This is a genomic window from Mesorhizobium sp. M0678 (assembly GCF_040320505.1).
Taxonomy (GTDB): Bacteria; Pseudomonadota; Alphaproteobacteria; order Rhizobiales; family Rhizobiaceae; genus Mesorhizobium.
On sequence record NZ_JAMYPT010000031.1, the window covers coordinates 22,687 to 40,149 of the forward strand.

Annotated in this window: 15 protein-coding genes and 2 pseudogenes; all 17 read left to right on the plus strand. The window is 59.6% G+C overall.

The features are described 5' to 3' along the window. The first annotated feature begins 21 nt into the window (after positions 1-21). The 17 genes and pseudogenes from nifK to NKI29_RS30345 all read left to right on the plus strand — a co-directional run bounded on the left by nifK (position 22) and on the right by NKI29_RS30345 (position 16,176). Positions 22-1,563, plus strand: coding sequence for a nitrogenase molybdenum-iron protein subunit beta (gene nifK / locus NKI29_RS30265; protein ID WP_352798323.1), 1,542 nt, complete (start codon positions 22-24; stop codon positions 1,561-1,563). A gap of 56 nt (positions 1,564-1,619) precedes the next feature. Continuing rightward, a complete protein-coding gene (gene nifE, locus NKI29_RS30270; protein ID WP_352798325.1) occupies positions 1,620-3,110 on the plus strand; it encodes a nitrogenase iron-molybdenum cofactor biosynthesis protein NifE in 1,491 nt (496 codons plus the stop codon). A gap of 7 nt (positions 3,111-3,117) precedes the next feature. After that, positions 3,118-4,500 (plus strand): nitrogenase iron-molybdenum cofactor biosynthesis protein NifN, encoded by a 1,383-nt coding sequence (nifN, locus tag NKI29_RS30275; protein ID WP_352798326.1) that lies wholly within the window; start codon positions 3,118-3,120, stop codon positions 4,498-4,500. Then, positions 4,466-4,963 carry a nitrogen fixation protein NifX gene (gene nifX, locus NKI29_RS30280; protein WP_352798328.1) on the plus strand — a complete coding sequence of 166 codons (498 nt, stop codon included), beginning with the start codon at positions 4,466-4,468 and terminating at the stop codon, positions 4,961-4,963. Before nifN ends, nifX begins: the two co-directional genes overlap by 35 nt. A gap of 17 nt (positions 4,964-4,980) precedes the next feature. After that, a complete protein-coding gene (locus NKI29_RS30285; protein ID WP_352798329.1) occupies positions 4,981-5,460 on the plus strand; it encodes a NifX-associated nitrogen fixation protein in 480 nt (159 codons plus the stop codon). Between the two features lie 109 nt (positions 5,461-5,569). Next, positions 5,570-6,274 (plus strand): response regulator transcription factor, encoded by a 705-nt coding sequence (locus NKI29_RS30290; protein ID WP_352798330.1) that lies wholly within the window; start codon positions 5,570-5,572, stop codon positions 6,272-6,274. A gap of 107 nt (positions 6,275-6,381) precedes the next feature. Then, the gene (locus tag NKI29_RS30295) at positions 6,382-7,269 is read left to right on the plus strand and encodes a universal stress protein (protein WP_352798331.1); all 888 of its coding nucleotides are present in this window, start codon (positions 6,382-6,384) and stop codon (positions 7,267-7,269) included. Between the two features lie 831 nt (positions 7,270-8,100). Continuing rightward, on the plus strand, positions 8,101-8,379 hold the full coding sequence (locus NKI29_RS30300) for a hypothetical protein (RefSeq protein WP_352798332.1): 279 nt from the start codon (positions 8,101-8,103) through the stop codon (positions 8,377-8,379). Between the two features lie 218 nt (positions 8,380-8,597). Then, positions 8,598-9,764 carry a TlpA disulfide reductase family protein gene (locus NKI29_RS30305; protein ID WP_352798333.1) on the plus strand — a complete coding sequence of 389 codons (1,167 nt, stop codon included), beginning with the start codon at positions 8,598-8,600 and terminating at the stop codon, positions 9,762-9,764. A 225-nt stretch (positions 9,765-9,989) separates the two neighbouring features. After that, positions 9,990-10,559 (plus strand): annotated as a pseudogene (locus NKI29_RS30310) (DUF269 domain-containing protein). Positions 10,560-10,584: 25 nt separating this feature from the next. Continuing rightward, the gene (locus tag NKI29_RS30315) at positions 10,585-10,788 is read left to right on the plus strand and encodes a CCE_0567 family metalloprotein (RefSeq protein WP_352450788.1); all 204 of its coding nucleotides are present in this window, start codon (positions 10,585-10,587) and stop codon (positions 10,786-10,788) included. Continuing rightward, positions 10,785-11,102: a ferredoxin III, nif-specific gene (fdxB, locus tag NKI29_RS30320; protein WP_352529834.1), complete on the plus strand. Its 318-nt coding sequence runs from the start codon at positions 10,785-10,787 to the stop codon at positions 11,100-11,102. The genes NKI29_RS30315 and fdxB overlap by 4 nt, the downstream gene beginning before the upstream one ends. A gap of 29 nt (positions 11,103-11,131) precedes the next feature. Continuing rightward, the gene (locus NKI29_RS30325) at positions 11,132-11,455 is read left to right on the plus strand and encodes an exopolysaccharide production repressor protein (RefSeq protein WP_352798334.1); all 324 of its coding nucleotides are present in this window, start codon (positions 11,132-11,134) and stop codon (positions 11,453-11,455) included. 337 nt (positions 11,456-11,792) lie between these two features. Next, positions 11,793-12,799, plus strand: a pseudogene (locus tag NKI29_RS30330) (1-aminocyclopropane-1-carboxylate deaminase). 278 nt (positions 12,800-13,077) lie between these two features. Beyond that, on the plus strand, positions 13,078-13,245 hold the full coding sequence (locus NKI29_RS30335; protein ID WP_352798335.1) for a hypothetical protein: 168 nt from the start codon (positions 13,078-13,080) through the stop codon (positions 13,243-13,245). An 839-nt stretch (positions 13,246-14,084) separates the two neighbouring features. Continuing rightward, positions 14,085-15,344, plus strand: a complete 1,260-nt coding sequence (ectB, locus tag NKI29_RS30340) for a diaminobutyrate--2-oxoglutarate transaminase (RefSeq protein WP_352798336.1) — start codon at positions 14,085-14,087, stop codon at positions 15,342-15,344. After that, on the plus strand, positions 15,334-16,176 hold the full coding sequence (locus NKI29_RS30345) for a 2OG-Fe(II)-dependent halogenase WelO5 family protein (protein WP_352798337.1): 843 nt from the start codon (positions 15,334-15,336) through the stop codon (positions 16,174-16,176). Before ectB ends, NKI29_RS30345 begins: the two co-directional genes overlap by 11 nt. Positions 16,177-17,463 lie beyond the last annotated feature (1,287 nt).

A 17,463-nucleotide genomic window follows, 5' to 3' on the forward strand; every position in this document is an offset into this window, starting at 1 on the left:
GATGGAAAGAGGTAACCACCCATGCCGCAGTCGGCTGAAAAAGTTCTCGACCACGCGCCCCTGTTCCGCGAGCCGGAATACAGGCAGATGCTCGCCGAGAAGAGGCTGAATTTCGAATGTCCGCACCCGGACCAGGTCGTTACCGACCAACGCGAATTCACCAAGACGTGGGAATACCGCGAAAAGAACCTCGCTCGCGAAGCGCTTGTCGTGAACCCCGCCAAGGCCTGCCAGCCGCTGGGCGCGGTGTTCGCGGCCGCGGGTTTCGAGCGAACCATGTCCTTCGTCCACGGCAGCCAGGGCTGCGTGGCCTATTACCGCTCGCACCTGTCGCGCCATTTCAAAGAGCCTGCTTCCGCAGTTTCCTCCTCGATGACCGAGGACGCGGCAGTGTTCGGTGGCCTGAAGAACATGGTTGACGGGCTCGCCAACACGTACCAACTCTACGACCCGAAGATGATCGCCGTCTCGACCACTTGTATGGCGGAGGTCATTGGCGACGACCTGCACAGCTTCATCGAGAACGCCAAGGACCAAGGCTCGGTCCCGCGCGACTTCGACGTGCCCTTCGCCCACACGCCGGCCTTCGTCGGCAGCCATGTCGATGGCTATGACGTAACGGTCAAGGGCATTTTGGAGCATTTCTGGAAAGGCGAGGAGCGAACGGAAGCCGAGGGGACCATCAACGTCATTCCGGGTTTCGACGGCTTCTGTGTTGGCAACAACCGGGAACTCAAGCGCCTGCTCGATCTGATAGGCGTGTCCTATACCTTCATCCAAGACGCCTCTGACCAGTTCGACACGCCGTCCGACGGCGAATACCGCATGTATGACGGCGGCACGAAGATCGAAGACGTGAGGAAGGCACTCAACGCCGAGGCGACGCTGTCGCTACAGCATTACAACACCCGAAAAACACTGGAGTATTGCGAGGGGGTAGGGCAGGCGACTGCCTCGTTCCATTACCCGCTCGGAGTCCAGGCGACCGACGACTTCTTGATGGAGGTCTCCGCGATTTCCGGCAAGCAAATCCCCGAGGCAATCCGCCTGGAGCGCGGCCGACTTGTTGACGCCATGGCGGACAGCCAATCCTGGCTGCACGGTAAGAAATACGCCATCTACGGTGATCCGGACTTTGTCTACGCCATGGCCCGCTTCATCATGGAGACGGGCGGCGAGCCGACCCATTGCCTCGCCACCAACGGCACCTCGGCCTGGGAAGCGGACTTGAAGGAACTGCTTGCATCCTCGCCCTTCGGCAAGGATGCTCAAGTCTGGGCGGGCAAGGACCTCTGGGCGATGCGCTCGCTGCTCTTCACCGAGCCGGTGGACCTGCTGATCGGCAACTCCTATGGCAAGTATCTGGAGCGCGACACGGGCACGCCGCTGATCCGGCTGGCGTTTCCGATCTTCGACCGCCACCATCACCATCGCTTTGCGCTCATGGGCTACCAAGGCGGGTTGCGCGTCCTGACGACGATCCTCGACAAGATCTTCGACAAGCTCGATCGCGAGACAAGCCAGACGGGCGTGACGGACTATTCGTATGACCTCACCCGCTAAGCGTGACGGTCGGCTTTGGCCGGTCGTCTTCCCGAGGGACTTTGGAGACCGACGCAATGTCCTTGCTTAGAGCCAAAATCCAGGATGTCTTCAACGAGCCTGCCTGCGAGAAGAACCGCGGCAAGGATGCCAAGGCGAGCAAAAAGGGCTGTTCGAAGCCACTGACCCCCGGGGCGGCGGCCGGCGGCTGTGCCTTCGATGGCGCCAAGATCGTACTGCAGCCGATCACCGACGTTGCGCATTTGATCCATGCGCCGCTCGCCTGCGAGGGCAATTCCTGGGACAACCGCGGTGCGGCTTCGTCCGGGCCAACGCTGTGGCGCACAAGCTTCACCACCGATCTCACCGAACTCGATGTTGTGATGGGGCAGGGCGAGCGGAAGCTCTTCAAAGCGATCCGCGAGGTCAAGGAAGCGTATGGGCCGCCGGCTATCTTCGTCTATCCGACCTGCGTGACGGCGTTGATCGGCGACGACATCGAGGCCGTCTGCAAGCGCGCGGCGGAAAAGTTCGGCCTACCGGTGGTGCCGGTCAATGCGCCGGGCTTCGTCGGCTCCAAGAATCTCGGCAACAAGCTTGCCGGCGAGGCGTTGCTCGAGCATGTCATCGGCACGGTGGAGCCAGACGATGCCGGCCCTTACCACATCAACATTCTTGGCGAATTCAACCTCTCGGGCGAATTCTGGCTGGTGAAGCCGCTCCTTGATCGGCTGGGCATCCGGGTGCGCGCCTGCATTCCGGGCGACGCGCGCTACCTCGACATTGCCTGCGCGCACCGCGCCCGGGCGGCTATGATGGTGTGCTCGACCGCGCTCATCAATCTCGCCCGCAAGATGGAGCAGCGCTGGGAGATCCCATTCTTCGAGGGCTCCTTCTACGGCATCACCGACACCTCGGAAGCGCTCCGACAGATATCTCAGCTGCTCGTGAAGAAGGGTGCCGATCCGGAGATCCTCGGCCGCACCGAGGCGTTGATTGCAGAGGAGGAGGCGATCGCTTGGAAGAAGCTCGCGGCCTACCGGCCGAGGCTCGAAGGCAAGCGCGTGCTGCTCAACACGGGCGGTGTGAAGTCCTGGTCGGTCGTCCATGCGCTGATGGAGATCGGCATTGAGATCGTCGGCACCTCTGTCAAGAAGTCGACCGTCGAAGACAAGGAGCGCATCAAGCAGATCCTCAAGGACGACAACCACATGTTCGAGCAGATGGCGCCGCGCGAGCTTTACGCCATGCTCTCAGAACACAAGACCGATATCATGCTATCGGGCGGGCGCACGCAGTTCATCGCGCTGAAGGCCAAGATCCCCTGGCTTGATATCAACCAGGAGCGCCAACACCCTTACGCCGGCTATGACGGCATGGTGGAACTCGTACGCCAGATTGACCTCGCCATTCATAACCCGATCTGGTGCCAGGTGCGGGAGCCGGCACCATGGAATTGCCAGCCTGCGGTGAGGGAGGAACTGCCGAGCACAAAGAACGAGACCGCGACCGTCCAGCCTTTCAAGAAATTCGCCGGCACGACGGCCGACGATCTCGGCGAGTGTTGAGGAAGCGATGGTCCGCATCCTTCCCCAGACCAAAGCGGCGGCGGTCAATCCGCTCAAGTCATCGCAGCCGTTGGGGGCCGCCCTCGCCTTCCTTGGGGTCGACGGCGCGATACCGTTGTTCCACGGCAGTCAAGGCTGCACCAGCTTCGCGCTCGTGCTCTTCGTGCGGCATTTCAAGGAAGCCATCCCCTTGCAGACGACGGCGATGGACGAGGTGGCGACGATCCTCGGCGGGGCAGACCATCTGGAAGAGGCGATCCTCAATCTCAAGGCCCGCACAAAGCCAACGCTGATCGGGGTCTGCACGACGGCGCTGGTGGAAACCCGGGGCGAAGACTGCGCAGGAGATATCGCCAATATCAGGCTGAAGCGCAGGGAAGAACTCGCGGGTACGGAGGTGGTGCTAGCCAACACACCGGATTTCGGCGGCGCGATCGAAGAGGGCTGGGCCAAGGCTGTCACCGCGATGATCGAAAGGATTACGCGGCCCGGCGAGCAGGCGCGGCAGTCGAAGAAGATCGTGATCCTGCCTGGCTGGAACCTCACTGTGGCTGATATCGAGCATTTGCGTGAAATGATTGAAAGCTTTGGACTCAAGCCGGTGATTCTGCCGGACGTCTCCGGCTCGCTCGACGGTACGGTGCCCGACCGCTGGATCACGACCACCTACGGCGGCACCAGCATCGAGGATATCCGCGAGCTTGGCACGGCCGAGCAATGCATCGTCATCGGTGAGCATATGCGCCGCCCGGCCGAGCTGCTTCAGAGGTTGACCGGCGTGCCTTACGTGCTGTTCCGGTCGCTGACTGGATTGAAGGACGCCGACCGGTTCGTCTCTCTGCTGTCCGCGGTTTCGGGCGCGGCGGCGCCGGCTGGGGTGCGCCGTCGCCGGGCGCAGTTGCAGGACGCGTTGCTCGACGGACATTTCCACTTTGGAGGCAAGAAAATTGCGATCGCTGCTGAACCAGACCAACTCTACCAACTCGCGAGCTTCTTCATCGGCATGGGCTCCGAAATCGCGGCGGCGGTCACCACGACCGACATGTCGAAAATTTTGGAGGAAGTACCGGCGCAGTCGGTTCAAATCGGCGATCTCGGCGATTTGGAAGCTCTTGGCGCCGGCGCTGATCTTCTCGTCACCCATTCCCACGGCCGCCAGGCGGCGCAGCGCCTCGGCATTCCGCTCATGCGGGTCGGCTTCCCGATCTTCGACCGGCTCGGCAGCCAGCACAAGCTCACAATCCTCTACCAGGGGACCCGCGACCTGATCTTCGAGGTCGCCAACATTTTTGAAGCCAACCGGCACGCGCCGACGCCGGAGGCGCTTGATCCACTCCGTAAGCGAGAAATGCCAGATGAGCTCCGTTCGTCGCCTCTCGCTCGTCACTGACGAGGTTCACGCACCGACGCCGGAACGCCAAGCCGGCGCATTGCGCGTGGCGATCGCCACGCAGGACATGAAGAACCTCAACGCCCATTTCGGGTCGGCCAAGCGCTTTGCTGTCTACGAGGTGATGCGCGAGGAGTGGAATCTTGTGGAAGCCGTGGCCTTCGATGACGTTTCCGACGAGAGCGGGAATCATCGGACTGAGGGCGATGATCGCATCACCCCGAAAGTCGAGGCGCTGAAGGGCTGCCATCTCCTGTTTTGTCTGGCTATCGGCGGACCTTCGGCAGCCAAGGTTGTTTCGGCAAAAATTCATCCGATCAAAGTGCCGCAGGCCCAAACCATCCAAGAGGTGCTGTTGCGCACGCAGATGATGCTCAGGACGTGTCCTCCCCCTTGGCTGCGCAAGGTGCTGGCGCAGGCGGGTGTCGCCGAACAGAAACCGTCCTTCGAGGACGAGGACTGAAATGAGGAGAAGGCGAAATGTTTGAAGCCGCTGTTAGCCCTGCCGTCACCGAGGACGAGGCGGCCCTTGCCACCCCGTTCGTCAAATGCCTCGTGCGGCTCATCCTTGCTAATGATTCCCACGGATCATGGGAAGGCAAACCGGTTGCCGAGCTACTGGGAGACTTCATCATCACCAGGGAACAGCGCCGTGCAATTCCGATCATCGGCGATCCCGATCCGGACGTGCTGTGGAGGCTCGATAAGTTCTACACCGCCGTCGGGCTTGCGATTGAGGAACGCTCCGGCCTGATGGCATCGCCGATGATGGAGATGAGCCATGAGGGCTTCGGGCGCGTGCTCTTCACGGCCGGGCGACTGGTCGTTCTGTCCAAGACCCTGCGCGACGTCCACCGGTTCGGTTTCGAGACGTTCTGGAAACTCGCCGCGGCGGGCACGCAACTGGCCGGCGATGCGATCACAGCCATTGAAGCCTATCCCGAGGTGGCGCGGGCATGATGGAACCGGCTCTTCGAGCCCGGGGATCATGCCAAGCCTTGAGGACAGGCCATGCTCAACCCACTCAGCCAAGGCGGTCGATGCCGATTTGGTTCTTGGGGTAGCTCTGATGAAGCCACTGGTCCTGATCTGTTCGCAAGATGCTGAGTTGTATCTGTTCCTCAGCCACATTCTGGGAGTGGACGGCTTCACGAGTGAGCCGGCAGACGGCGTGAAGGAAGCACTTGCATTGGCCGATGAACGGGAGCTCCAGGCGGTAGTGCTGGACTGCGGGCCGGCAAGCGCGACAGGCTCCACAATCTGCGCCCAGTTCAAGGGCGAGCCCCGGACCGGCGGCCTGCCCGTGATTGCGCTGATCGCGCCCGGCGCCGAGAACCAGCACCTCGATCTCTTGAAGGCTGGTATTGACGAGAGCTTTGTGCGGCCCTTCGCGCCGGCCAAGCTGCTTGACTGTCTACGGATGAAGCTGGCGCTGCCAAAGCCGGGTTCCAACGGGATTGAAAACGGCGGCTGGATCTCCTGTGGCGACCTTGAGATAAGGCTCGATGCCCACCGCGTTCGGGGTAATGGCCACGAAGTCCACCTTGGGCCGATCGAGTTCAACCTGCTGCGGCTTTTGCTTGAGACTCCCGGCAAGGTCTTCACCAGAGACGAGCTGATCAGCGCGGCCTGGCCGGCCAATATCCATGTCGGTGTACGCACCGTGGATGTCCATATCAGCCGGCTCAGAAGGGCTCTGAAGGCGGCCTCGCCCTCCAGCGTCATTCGTACCGTCAGGTCGGCCGGCTACTCGCTCGAGTGGCCGGACGGCTGAATAGATAACCGATGTGGTGCCACTCCGCATTTCCGCCGTGCTGAGGGCAAGTCTTGCGGCTTCGAAACGCGCCGGCAGGTACGACATATTCAGAAAGAAGCAGTCAAATGGCTTTCAGAAGCGTACTCAGTGTGACGGGAGCTGACCACTCCGATCAGGATGTCAGAACAGCTGCCAGCTTGTGTGCCGAAGTCGGCGCGTATCTTTCCGTACTGGTGATGTCGCCTCCGCCGCTCATTATGCCGTCTCCGCCGCTAGGCGATGGCATCCCCGAGTGGCCTAGACAACCCGCACATGCCATTGCCGCACTGGAAAAACGGTACAGGCAAATCGAGAGATTTTCACATGACACGGCCAGTTTGGAAAAAACATCCAGGGAAATTCACAAACTGCTGAGAGCCACGTGGCGGTGCTATGATGTCGATATTGCCAACTGCGATCAGGTCAGCATCGGTGAGGCGGTGCGACAGCGGGCGCTCTGCAACGATCTGACAATCGTCGGCCCCGCACTTCTCAACGACATTGACCTCGGACCCCTCGTTATCGACGGCAGCCTGTTCGACACCGGAAAGCCGGTGCTTGTCGTGCCGAAGGGCGCTGAGGCGGCTCTGTCTCCACGGCGCGTGCTGGTCGGCTGGGATTCGCGAGTCGAGGCGTCCCGTTCGGTTCGGGAAGCGCTGCATCTGCTAGCCGGTGCTGAGGAAGTTCGTGTCGCACTAGTGGATCCGGAGGCGACCTGCACCGGGAACGGTACCGAGCCGGGAGCCGATATCGCTGCCTATCTCACTAGGCACGGTGCTCGGGTGTCGGTTGACCTACTGGCGAGCGCCGGCAAACCAGTGGCCACGGTGCTCGCGCAGCACGCAATCGACACGTCTGCCGACATGATAGTGATGGGCGCTTATGGCAGCCGACGGCTGCGCGAGCGGCTCTTCGGTGGCGTAACGAGATGGATAGTGGGGAAGCCGCCATTGCCGCTGTTTTTGGCTCGCTGATGGGTTTTGAAGCAGCGCCGATGCTGTTCCAAGCTCTACTCCCCTGGGTATCCTGATGCCAAGTCGGAGAAAGGCCGCGGCAAACGCGCAAGTTTCGCGAAGCTCGAATCTGCAAGCGCCGTCGCCGAGACATCCCGGACGTCTCTAACGCCGCGCTCGGGGGTTCTCCTCGCCCGAGATGATCCGTAACGCGGAGCCCAGGCCGCGCAGAGGTACAGGCGCTCCTCAATGCACTCAAAACCACCGCTTCAGGTCGGCGTCCAGGTCGAGAAAGAGAGTCGCTTCAGCGCGGCAGGCCGCGTTCGGACCGTAGCCGCATCGTATTGGCGTTATCACGATTTCCCTCACACTGGCCGGGAGCTGACCACCGCAACGAGTGGCCAAGGCACCGACCTTCGAGTCGGGACGGCCGGGCTCTTGCCGGCGTCGGCGCGACCGATGGCATCAATCGCCTTGTTATCTCTGGGATGGTAGCCCGGGTTAGTGGCGGACAGCCGCATCTCCAGCGTTTCCCGTTGGTCCGGCCCAACCTGCGTGGCGACCGAGCGGTCTTCGGGTTTGCAATTCCGCCAACGCTCACGTCGGGCCGCGAGGTCCCGTTGCACCTGAGCACCAGGAACACAGAAGATAAACACAAAGCAGGAATCCGCAGAGTTCACCGCCGGCACAGGCCGGCACTCATCCTGGCCTCTTCCGCCATGATCATTATCGTTGTTCTGGGGAGCGGTATTGGCGAGCTACAGCTGGACCGGCTTCGGTCGTGAAGAACTCCCATGACGCCAGCCCAGGAATTCAATCGCAAGGCGGGCGAGGGGCACAGGCTGCGCTCGGATGGAGCGGCCCCTTGCAATCGCAAATGGCGAGATCGCTACCGCCTCCGGACCGGAACGGCAAGACGCTCAAGCCGGTGGCGTGAAGCGGACGATGATGACGAGCCTGACGATAGCCAACGCAGTCATGATGGCCATCGGCCTCGTCCCTCGGCCCGAATGCATATTGAGTCGTCCGGCCACGCTTTTCTGCCGACGCGAAGCGCGTGATGCTTGTCGAAAACCTGACAGCGGCAGAAAACATGTCGGCTTCAATACAACCGGCCATCTTGGCATTTGAAGGTTTTTCTAGCAATTCATGCGCTTACTGCCCGCTGAGCGCGCTGGCACGGCCTTTGCGGATTGTGATGCGGCAACACTGCGTGAAAGCTGACTACGCGCAGACGCGCGAGACGAGCGATGCTCTCCTTTTCCTGCCCGTGTGCCCCCTCTCTAAAAGAGGGAAACAAGCTCGCGCGTAAAGTCGCGCAACCTGTGGCAACAGCTTTGGAGAGCAGCATGGTATTGCAGATGAAGTCACCGGCTCCTTCGATCAAAGTGGACACCTGGCTGCGTGGCGAGCCCCTGACGAACTTCCAACCTGGCAAAGTGTATATCGTCGAATTTTGGGCAACTTGGTGCGAACTATGTGTGGCGGAGATGCTCGAGCTGATGCGGCTCCAGGAAAAATACAAGGGCGGCGGACTTGAGGTTGTCGGCGTCGCGGCTGATGAAGACGCTCCAACGGCCGTTGAGGCTCGAACCAAGTTGGACGCGTGGTTGACCGAAAAGTGCTGGAATCTGAACTATCGGATCGCGTTCGACTACCCAGGCGAAATGAAAAAGCTTTGGAGGGAACCCAGCTTTTCTGTTGGGATTCCGACCTCGTTCGTGGTCGACCGAGACGGTCACATCGCCTTTATCGGTCATCCTAGCCAACTCGATGAGTTTTTGCCAAAAGTGCTCAACGGCAGCTGGCGCATCAGCGATAAAGCTAAAGCCGCCGATACGGAGCGGATCGCCACAAGCGAACCCATGGCGCGCGAACAAGCGTTGCAGCCGATCGATGACAGATTCTGGGCGGCGGTGAAGTTAGAAGACTGGAAGACGGCGCTCTGGGCGATCGAAGAGGGCATCGCCTTGATGCCCGACGACATCAATTTCCGCCTGGCTCATGCACACCTGTTGCTTCACAAAATACAAGACATGTGGACCGGCTTGCCCGTGATGCGCGAATTCGTGCGCGACGCGATCGACAAGAACTCCCAGGATTGGATGGTTTCGGCGCTAGACCAGCTTTTCCATCCGGCCAATGACCATTCGCGCCTTCCCCCCGCTGAGCGCTTCGCGATGGGCAAGGAGCTGTCCGAACACATTCTGGCACTGAATCCCCCGCAAGGCGACAGCCCTAAGTTCCGGTCTTATCCCGCGGTCGCCCGGTACTATTACGAGAACGGCAACAACGATCGCGCGATCGAGTTGGTCGAACTGGCACTGCAGTCGCTGGACGGTCCGGAGCCTGTCCCGGACGAATTGAAAAAGCAGCATCTGCCGGATTTGCTGCAGGCCCTCGCCACCTACAGGGGTGTGAAGGTTTGTTACGGCGCTCTCTGTGCGGCTCCGCAAAACAATTTCCCGAAGGTACCAAAGCGCGGTCGGCCGAGGAGAAAAAACAACAAGGGTTGATTGGTCGAAATGGATTACTGGCCAATTCGTCCATTTCCCTGGTGTGGCCGCAGCAAGGAGGGTCCATGCAGCACTTGGTCGATTGTTTGCAGCAGGATCGAGGCTCGAATCTTCATGACCTGTGGCCGCATTGCGGCGGAAATAATGTTCGACGCGAGTTCGCGTGGAAGACCTCGCAGTCGAGGAGGTGTTCAAGGTCGGCCACGGGGACATCAATTGCGTGGAATGGGCCGCCCCGAGCCGGGCGTCGGCTGCGCAAGGGTGCCCGAAGTAGGCGTCCCCGAAAACAGGCAGCGTGCTTCGAGGAAGAGGACTGAAATTGAGGAGAAGGCGAAATGTCTGATACCGCGATCTGCCGAGGACGAGACGGCGCTTGCCACGCCTTTTGTCAGATGCCTCGTGCGGCTGATCCGTGCTCAAGACTCCTACGGCTCGTGGGAAGGCAAATCGGACGCCACGTTGCTGGCCGACTTCATCGTCACCAGAAAACAGCGCCCTGGGATGCCTGTCATCGATGATCCCGACCCTGACGTGCTGTGGAGGCTCGACATGTTCTAAACCGCCGTCGGGCTCGCGATCGAGGAGCGCTCCGGCCTGATGACATCGGCAATGATGGAGATGAAATTCACGAGGACTTGGGCCGCATGCTTTCCACGGCCGGGCAGTTGGTCGTTCTGGCAAGACGTTCATCAGTTCGGCTTCGAGATGCTCCGAAAACTGGCTGAGGCCGGTGCGAAACTGATCGACGATGCGACCGCAGCCACTGAAGCCGGTCCCGGTGTGGCGCCGGCGTGATGAAACCGATTTCGAGGAAGGGTTTATGTCAAAGCTAGATGAAATGGGGAAGAAAGTCCGAAAGCTTCAGCTGCGCGCAGCAGTCGCCAAGATGAAATTGCGCGACCTTGCAGAGGATCTCCCGGGAAAATGGACGGAGATAGAGGACGTTGCCAAGGAAACGTCCGCCGTTTTTGCCGAGTTGGATGGTGCCAAGAGAGAGCTCGCTGCAATGAAGAATTTACGATGAGGAGCACATTCACCACCCGCGACGGCTCCGGATGGATGCCGGAATATCTCACCGCTATAGACGGCACGAGCTGCATCGGCTGCGGCCGCTGTTTCAAAGTCTGCTCGCGCGAGGTCATGCATCTTTACGGCGTCGATGACGCGGGTGAAACCCTCGGCGCCTGCGACGACGAGGATGACGATTTCGATGGCGAGCTCAATCGCATGATCATGGTCGTCGATCATGCCGGCCGCTGCATTGGCTGCGGAGCCTGCGCCCGCGTCTGCCCGAAGAACTGCCAGACCCATGTTGCGGCCGACCAGGTCGCAGCATGATCTGAGGAGACAAAACCAGGAGAACGGCGTTGCCCTTTAAAATCTTTTGTCGCGTCCTGGGGCTGGTGCTGTGCAGCACCGCACTGACTGTCTACTTCGCTTCTCATTCCATCGGCACAGTAGTCGTCACGACGCTGACTTGTTCGCTGCTCCTTCAGCTCGCGTATTTCGCAAGCGTGCTCTTTCTGATCTGGCGGTCTGGCTGCGATAGCCGAGCTGGCCAAACGGCTGAGCATTTCGGCAGTTGCAAGGAAGTCGGATCCGAGCCGCCAGACCTTGATGAGGTGACGAATGAATCCGCAGATTTGCTCCGGCGCGATCAAATGCTGGCCATATCGCTGCTGCTGCCTTGACGCCTCATGACAAGGTCAGTGCTCAAGATAGCGCCACTTTGGACCAACCATTAACATTGAGCAGATATTAGAAGGAATACTGTGCTTGAGAAGTCCATGGTGACCGCAATCCGGTCATTCTGGTTAATCCAGGAGATGCATTCTTGAATACCATACGCATTGGTAGCCTCTCGCAGTATGCCGGCGCGCGGTTGCAACTCTCAATGACGAACGAGGCGCTGGAATTAGTAATGGGACTCTTCGGCGTCCGATAACGCAGACGACCTCAAATCAAAGACGCCTCTAGAATGACTCGTGCATGGCTAATTCAGCTCCATCGCGTGTTGCCGGAGAGAAAATGCTGGGAAAGTTCGAACGCTATCCGCTCACCATTGGGCCCAGGCCCATCGAGAAGCTCGACCGCCTCTCCAAGCACCTGGGAGACAAGGTGGAAATCTACGCCAAACGCGAAGACTGCAACTCCGGTCTCGCGTTTGGCGGAAACAAGCTCCGGAAGCTCGAATACATCATCCCCGACGCGATCGCGTCAAATGCCGATACGCTTGTCTCCATCGGCGGCGTGCAGTCCAACCACACGCGGATTGGTCGCCGCGGTCGCCGCCAAGATCGGCATGAAATGTCTCCTGGTTCAGGAGAGCTGGGTACCACATGAGGACGCCGTCTACGAGCGGGTCGGGGACGTTCTCTTGAGGCGGATCATGGGAGCAGAAGTGCGCCTTGTCGACAAGGGCTTCGATATCGGCCTCCGCCGCAGTTGGGAACAGCCGCTCGATGAAGCCAAGTCAAGGGGCGGCAGGCCCTACGCAATACCGGCCGGGGCCTCAGTTCACAAATATGGCGGGCTTGGGTACGTCGGCTCGCGGAGGAGGTGCGCGCCCAGGAGAAACAGCTTGGGTTTGGCTTCGACTACATCGTCGTTTGCACGGTCACGGGCTCGACGCATACCGCCATGCTCGTTGGATTCGCCAAGGACGGTCGACAGCGCAACGTGCTCGGTATCGATGCCTCCGCCACCCCCGCGCAAACCAAGGCGCAGGTGCTAAGTATTGCCCGGGATACTGCAAGCTCGTCAAGCTTGGCATGGAAATCGTCGAGGATGACGTGGTGCTGCTCGAGGGGTACGCGTCTCCCGGCTACGGCCTTCCGTCCGAGGCAACGAAGCAGGCCATCCGCCTGTATGCGCGGCTTGAGGGTATCATTGCCCGTCTACGAGGCCAAATCCATGCAAGAGATGATCGACCTCGTCCAGAAAGGCTTCTTTCCAGAGGGATCGGGGTGCTCTACGCGCATCTCGGCGGCGGGCCGGCCATCAACGGGTACAGCTACACCTTCCGTAACGGCTGACGCCGTCGGAGACAATTATCTCGCTTTGATTCGTCAAGTGGTCGACACAGACATTGCCTCAATTCGGTTTATAGTCCTTGGCGAGGTCCATCCCGATATCGTCCGAGATAATCCCCGCCGACGCGCTAGTTCGCGCGCGGCCTCTGAGCAGCAGGGGTGGAAGCGTCGATCCGAAGATCGTCGAACCACGGCAGCCAGTCGTCGGAGCGCTGACATGCGTTGACGGACGGCAGTATCGGAATGTTCTTCTCCCAAACGGTGACGTTACGCTCTGCTGCATGGATTTTGAACGGCGCCACGTATTGGGTAATCTTCTGCGCGACAAATACGAAGACCTGTTTGAAGGGTCAGTTTTTTGTGAAATCGTCGACCGCATGAATGGGACGGATGGTTTTCTGCTTTGTAGGATGTGCGAATATGCCCATGCAAAGGCGTCCGCATGCTGATTGGGGCCGGCGAACTGCCTGAAAGCGGGGCCGCAGCGAATGTCGGTCCTCTTGAGACTGCATCAGGCGGGCCGCCTCCATCTGCCTCGCGTGAACCCGGTCGATGGAGTCTAGTCCCTATTTTTACGCAGCTTCGACAGATGCCCACCTATATCCTCCGCTGTCGGCTTTTCGAGACCCTAATCCTTATTCAGGCAGAGTTGGTCGAGACGCTTCAGAAGCGGTCCGAAAGCGGCCCCGACATTGAAGAACGCCGATCAATGCCGCTAGGCCGCTCGCTCGCTACAGCGCTGTTGAGGGCGCGCTCGCGAGCGGCTTCGCTACCGCCGAGCTACACCACCAGCCGGCGCACGATGGTTCGTGTTGCTGCCGGAGCGCCTGCAACACGTTAGCATGCTGCTGCATGGCAGAAGGGCCTGTCACCCATGAGCCGGTGCTAGCGCTGAGCTTGACAGGATGGGCAGGGCGTTTCGCCGGGTACAAGCAGGTGCGTCAACTACCAAATACCGTAGTATCGACGCCTCCCCGAAAACTCTAGAACTGAGTTCGTTCCAACGCATAGACGAGAGATATCGCCATGCAGAGCAACGTGACTACGGTGGAGGTTCCGAAGTGCGTCAGTGCAGCAGTTGAGCTGCCGCGCGAGTCCGTTCTCCCTTTTGGCGCGGACCTTTTTGAGGAGCGTGTCGGCATTACGAACACAATCCTGGGAGGTCACGACCGTCCAAAGTTCCGCCTGGACGTTCCGATCTTCAGTGAACTAAAAACAACCGCAACCGACCAAACGCATTTAATCACTTGCTCGTGGAACGCGGCGGGACATGCAGAGAGACCCTGAAATGAATACAGATGTTTTTGCAGCTCATGAGTCCAACGTTCGTCGCTACGGGCGGTCGTTTCCTGCAGTCTTTACGAGGGCCCTTGGGGCGACAATCTGGGATGAGGCCGGAAACCCATACATTGACTTCCTCGTAGGATCCGGCGCCCTCAACTATGGACACAACAATCCGGACATTATTGCACCAGCAATCGAATACCTGGTTGGCGAGAACATTCTTCTATCGCTCGACATGTATACGGTGGCAAAGCGTGAATTCATTGAAGTGTTTGTGGATTCGATCCTGAAGCCTAGAGGCCTTTCCTACAAAATACAATTTCCTGGGCCGACCGGCACAAACGCCAACGAAGCGGCACTGGCCCTGGCGCGAAAATATACCGGCCGCTCAACCGTCATGGCCTTCACAAATGCGTTCCACGGCATGTCGCTCGGCTCCCTGGCGGTGTCGGGTTCGGCGTCAACCAGGGAACTGGGCGGCGTTGCTCGCCACGATGTGATCCGTGTCCCCTACGACGGCTACCCCACGCAAGCTTTCGATTCCGCTAGCTACATCGACTATGTTTTAGGCGACCCGGGGAGCGGCATAGAAAAGCCAGCCGCAATCATTCTGGAGACTATCCAGGCAGAAGGCGGCCTGAACACTGCATCTGCAGCATGGCTCACAGAAATTCAGCGCATTTGCCGTACGCACGGCGTCCTCTTGATTGTCGACGACATTCAGGCGGGTGCGGGACGAACGGGCGATTTTTTCTCATTCGAGTTCGCGAAGATCGACCCCGACATTGTATGCCTTTCGAAGTCCCTAAGCGGTTCAGGCAGTCCGTTCTCCATCGTTCTGATCCGCCCCGACCTGGACATTTGGAATCCCGGAGAACATAGCGGGACCTTCAGAGGCAACAATCTCGCCTTCGTGACTGCAGGGGCGATGTGCAAAATGTGGTCCGGCAGGCAGTTTACTGCAGGCGTCGAGCGGACAGCCGTCAAACTGCAAAGACACCTTGATCGCCTCGTTGCCAAATTTCCCAAGTGCATCGAACAAAAGCGCGGCCGCGGTCTGATGGCCGGCCTCAAGTGCCGTTCGCAGGCCGTTGTCGGCCGTGTGCACGATGTCGCATTCGAAAATGGCCTGCTGATCGAATCTTCAGGACCAAATCGCGACGTCATCAAAGTCCTCCCACCGATAACCATTACCGATGACGAACTCGATCATGGCATCGCCATCCTTGATCACGCACTAAAGGAGCAAGCCAATGGAGACTAATCAAGTATCCCAAGCCCCAGCCACCTCGCCTGTTGCGATCAGAGAACGAACCGGCTCGATCAGCACTGCGGACATCATCTCAGTCCTGAAAGGTGAGATCACCGCTCTGCACATCAGGCAAGCTTTCAGCACCGAAATAGCCGAGGAGATCACCGCGAACTTCAGTGGCAGTCCCGGTCTCAAGGAGCGTAAGGATGGCGTCCCCGGACAATATGTCGGCGCATCCCACTACAGGAAGGATGCAGCCACCTATTTTGCAGAGGCGGAAACTGCGCGACCGTACGTCGACGCCCTTTTTGAGAATCTGGTTGATCCGGTCCGAGCATTGTTCGACGCGTTGAGGCGCGAGCTTCGCAAACAGGGCATTGAGTTGCGGCTGGCCCGTTCGGAGCACGGTCAGGCCAATGTCTGTCGCGCTCTCAGTTGGTCTGGCAGCGGCACATTCTCCTTGGACCCCCACGACGACGTCGCTCAAGTGTTATGTGCTGGGAACGATTACGAGCTTTCTGCGGTCGCGCACAACACCGTCGCAGCACTCAACTTCTATCCCAGCATGCCCGAGGAAGGTGGGAATCTGCGGCTCTGGAGCCACAAGCCGACAGTCACCGACCGAAAGTCTCAAGGTGTGGAGACTACGGGATATCCCTATTCGGCAGCCTATCTCGAGGGCGTTCCTTGTCGCGACTTCCAGCTCAGGGCGGGGGATATCGGCCTGATCGATGGCGGTTTCGTTCACGGGGTCACCGGTCAATCAGGCAACGGAAAGCGGCGCCTGGTGCTGAACAGCTTTTTCGGGTTTGCGCGGCCAGATCTTGTTCTCTGGTGGACCTGAAGTTGGATATCGCAGCGAGTGCCGGCTTGCGCCGGCAGTGAAACCGCAGAATCCGTCGTTGCGGGTGTGCCAACTGAAGCGGACCGCCTCGATGGCTCTTTCAGCCCCAGGGGTTCGTTCGGCCTAGGAACGGCAGGACCAGTCGGATACTGGCGGTCATGGTGCAATGGCGCTGAACAGGAAGATGACGCGACAGTTGTCAGACGAGATCGGGACATCCAGCAGACCAGTAGGCGCTTAGAGCGCGAGAGTTCGCTATGGCCCGGATCCGCGAATTTCATCTGGCCGGCGGCCAAATGTGCCGCCTTACGTAGGCCGGACGCATGCAAGCCGCCAACTTATCGCGCATCACTCGATCAAAACTGTGGACCGAGGGAGCAATGGTATGGCCCCCGCCTCGTGGCGAGGTGGAATCTCGAACGTCTCAATGAAGGAGCAGTGTCATGCAGGTCGTTCGGATAGAATTCGACCTGGCAAAAATACGTCTTTGAAGTTCACGGTGTAGACAGCCACGTGATAGTCACGTGCGAAAGACGTTTCGCCGGGATGTGGTGGCCCGTTTCTTTGCGGTGCCTGGCCGGGAATGGAGGCCTCGAATGGGTCGCACTAAGGGGCAAGGATGCTTACGATCTCGGTCACGAAGTGCGGCTGATCCGCCCTCAGTTCGTGATGCCATGTGTGATCCAGAATGACGGCGAAGCTATTTGTGAGGCCGTTGGCGGCCAACAATGCGATCTGTTCCCACCGAAATCAGCCGACCAACTGGCGGTGCAAGCGGTCCATCGCATTCGCCGCTGTCTGGTTGCCGACAGGGTCTGGCTCGTCAATCAGATTCAAGGTCTTCTCTCGATCCTGTCCCGTGGCGTAGATGCTATGGGCGAGCGGCGATGGTCGGGCATCTTTCGGGAGTGTTAGAACCAACGCTTCAGAAGAAGGCGCCCCATTTCGCAGTCTTTTGACGCAAGCCGGCCCTTACCGCTCCCGAACAGGATAACACAATCGTGGCCGTCATCGAAAAGAGCTAGGCGAATTGGCCGATGACCGCGCTTGTTCCGCGTTCAAGCGTTCAAGCGCCATCCCCTGAAGAAGATTGATGCCGACGCGCCATCATTGTTGAAGCTGCTGCTGCGCTGGCGGGACGAAGCCGGCCAGCCCGGGCGAACACGAGCGGGCTTCATCGGACATCGCTCTCGAAGATCCGGAACGTCTCTGTGAGGAGTTCCATGAAGAGATCGACTTCCGGCTCTGTTATGATCAGCGGAGGGGCTGCCAAGAACCATTCGCCGA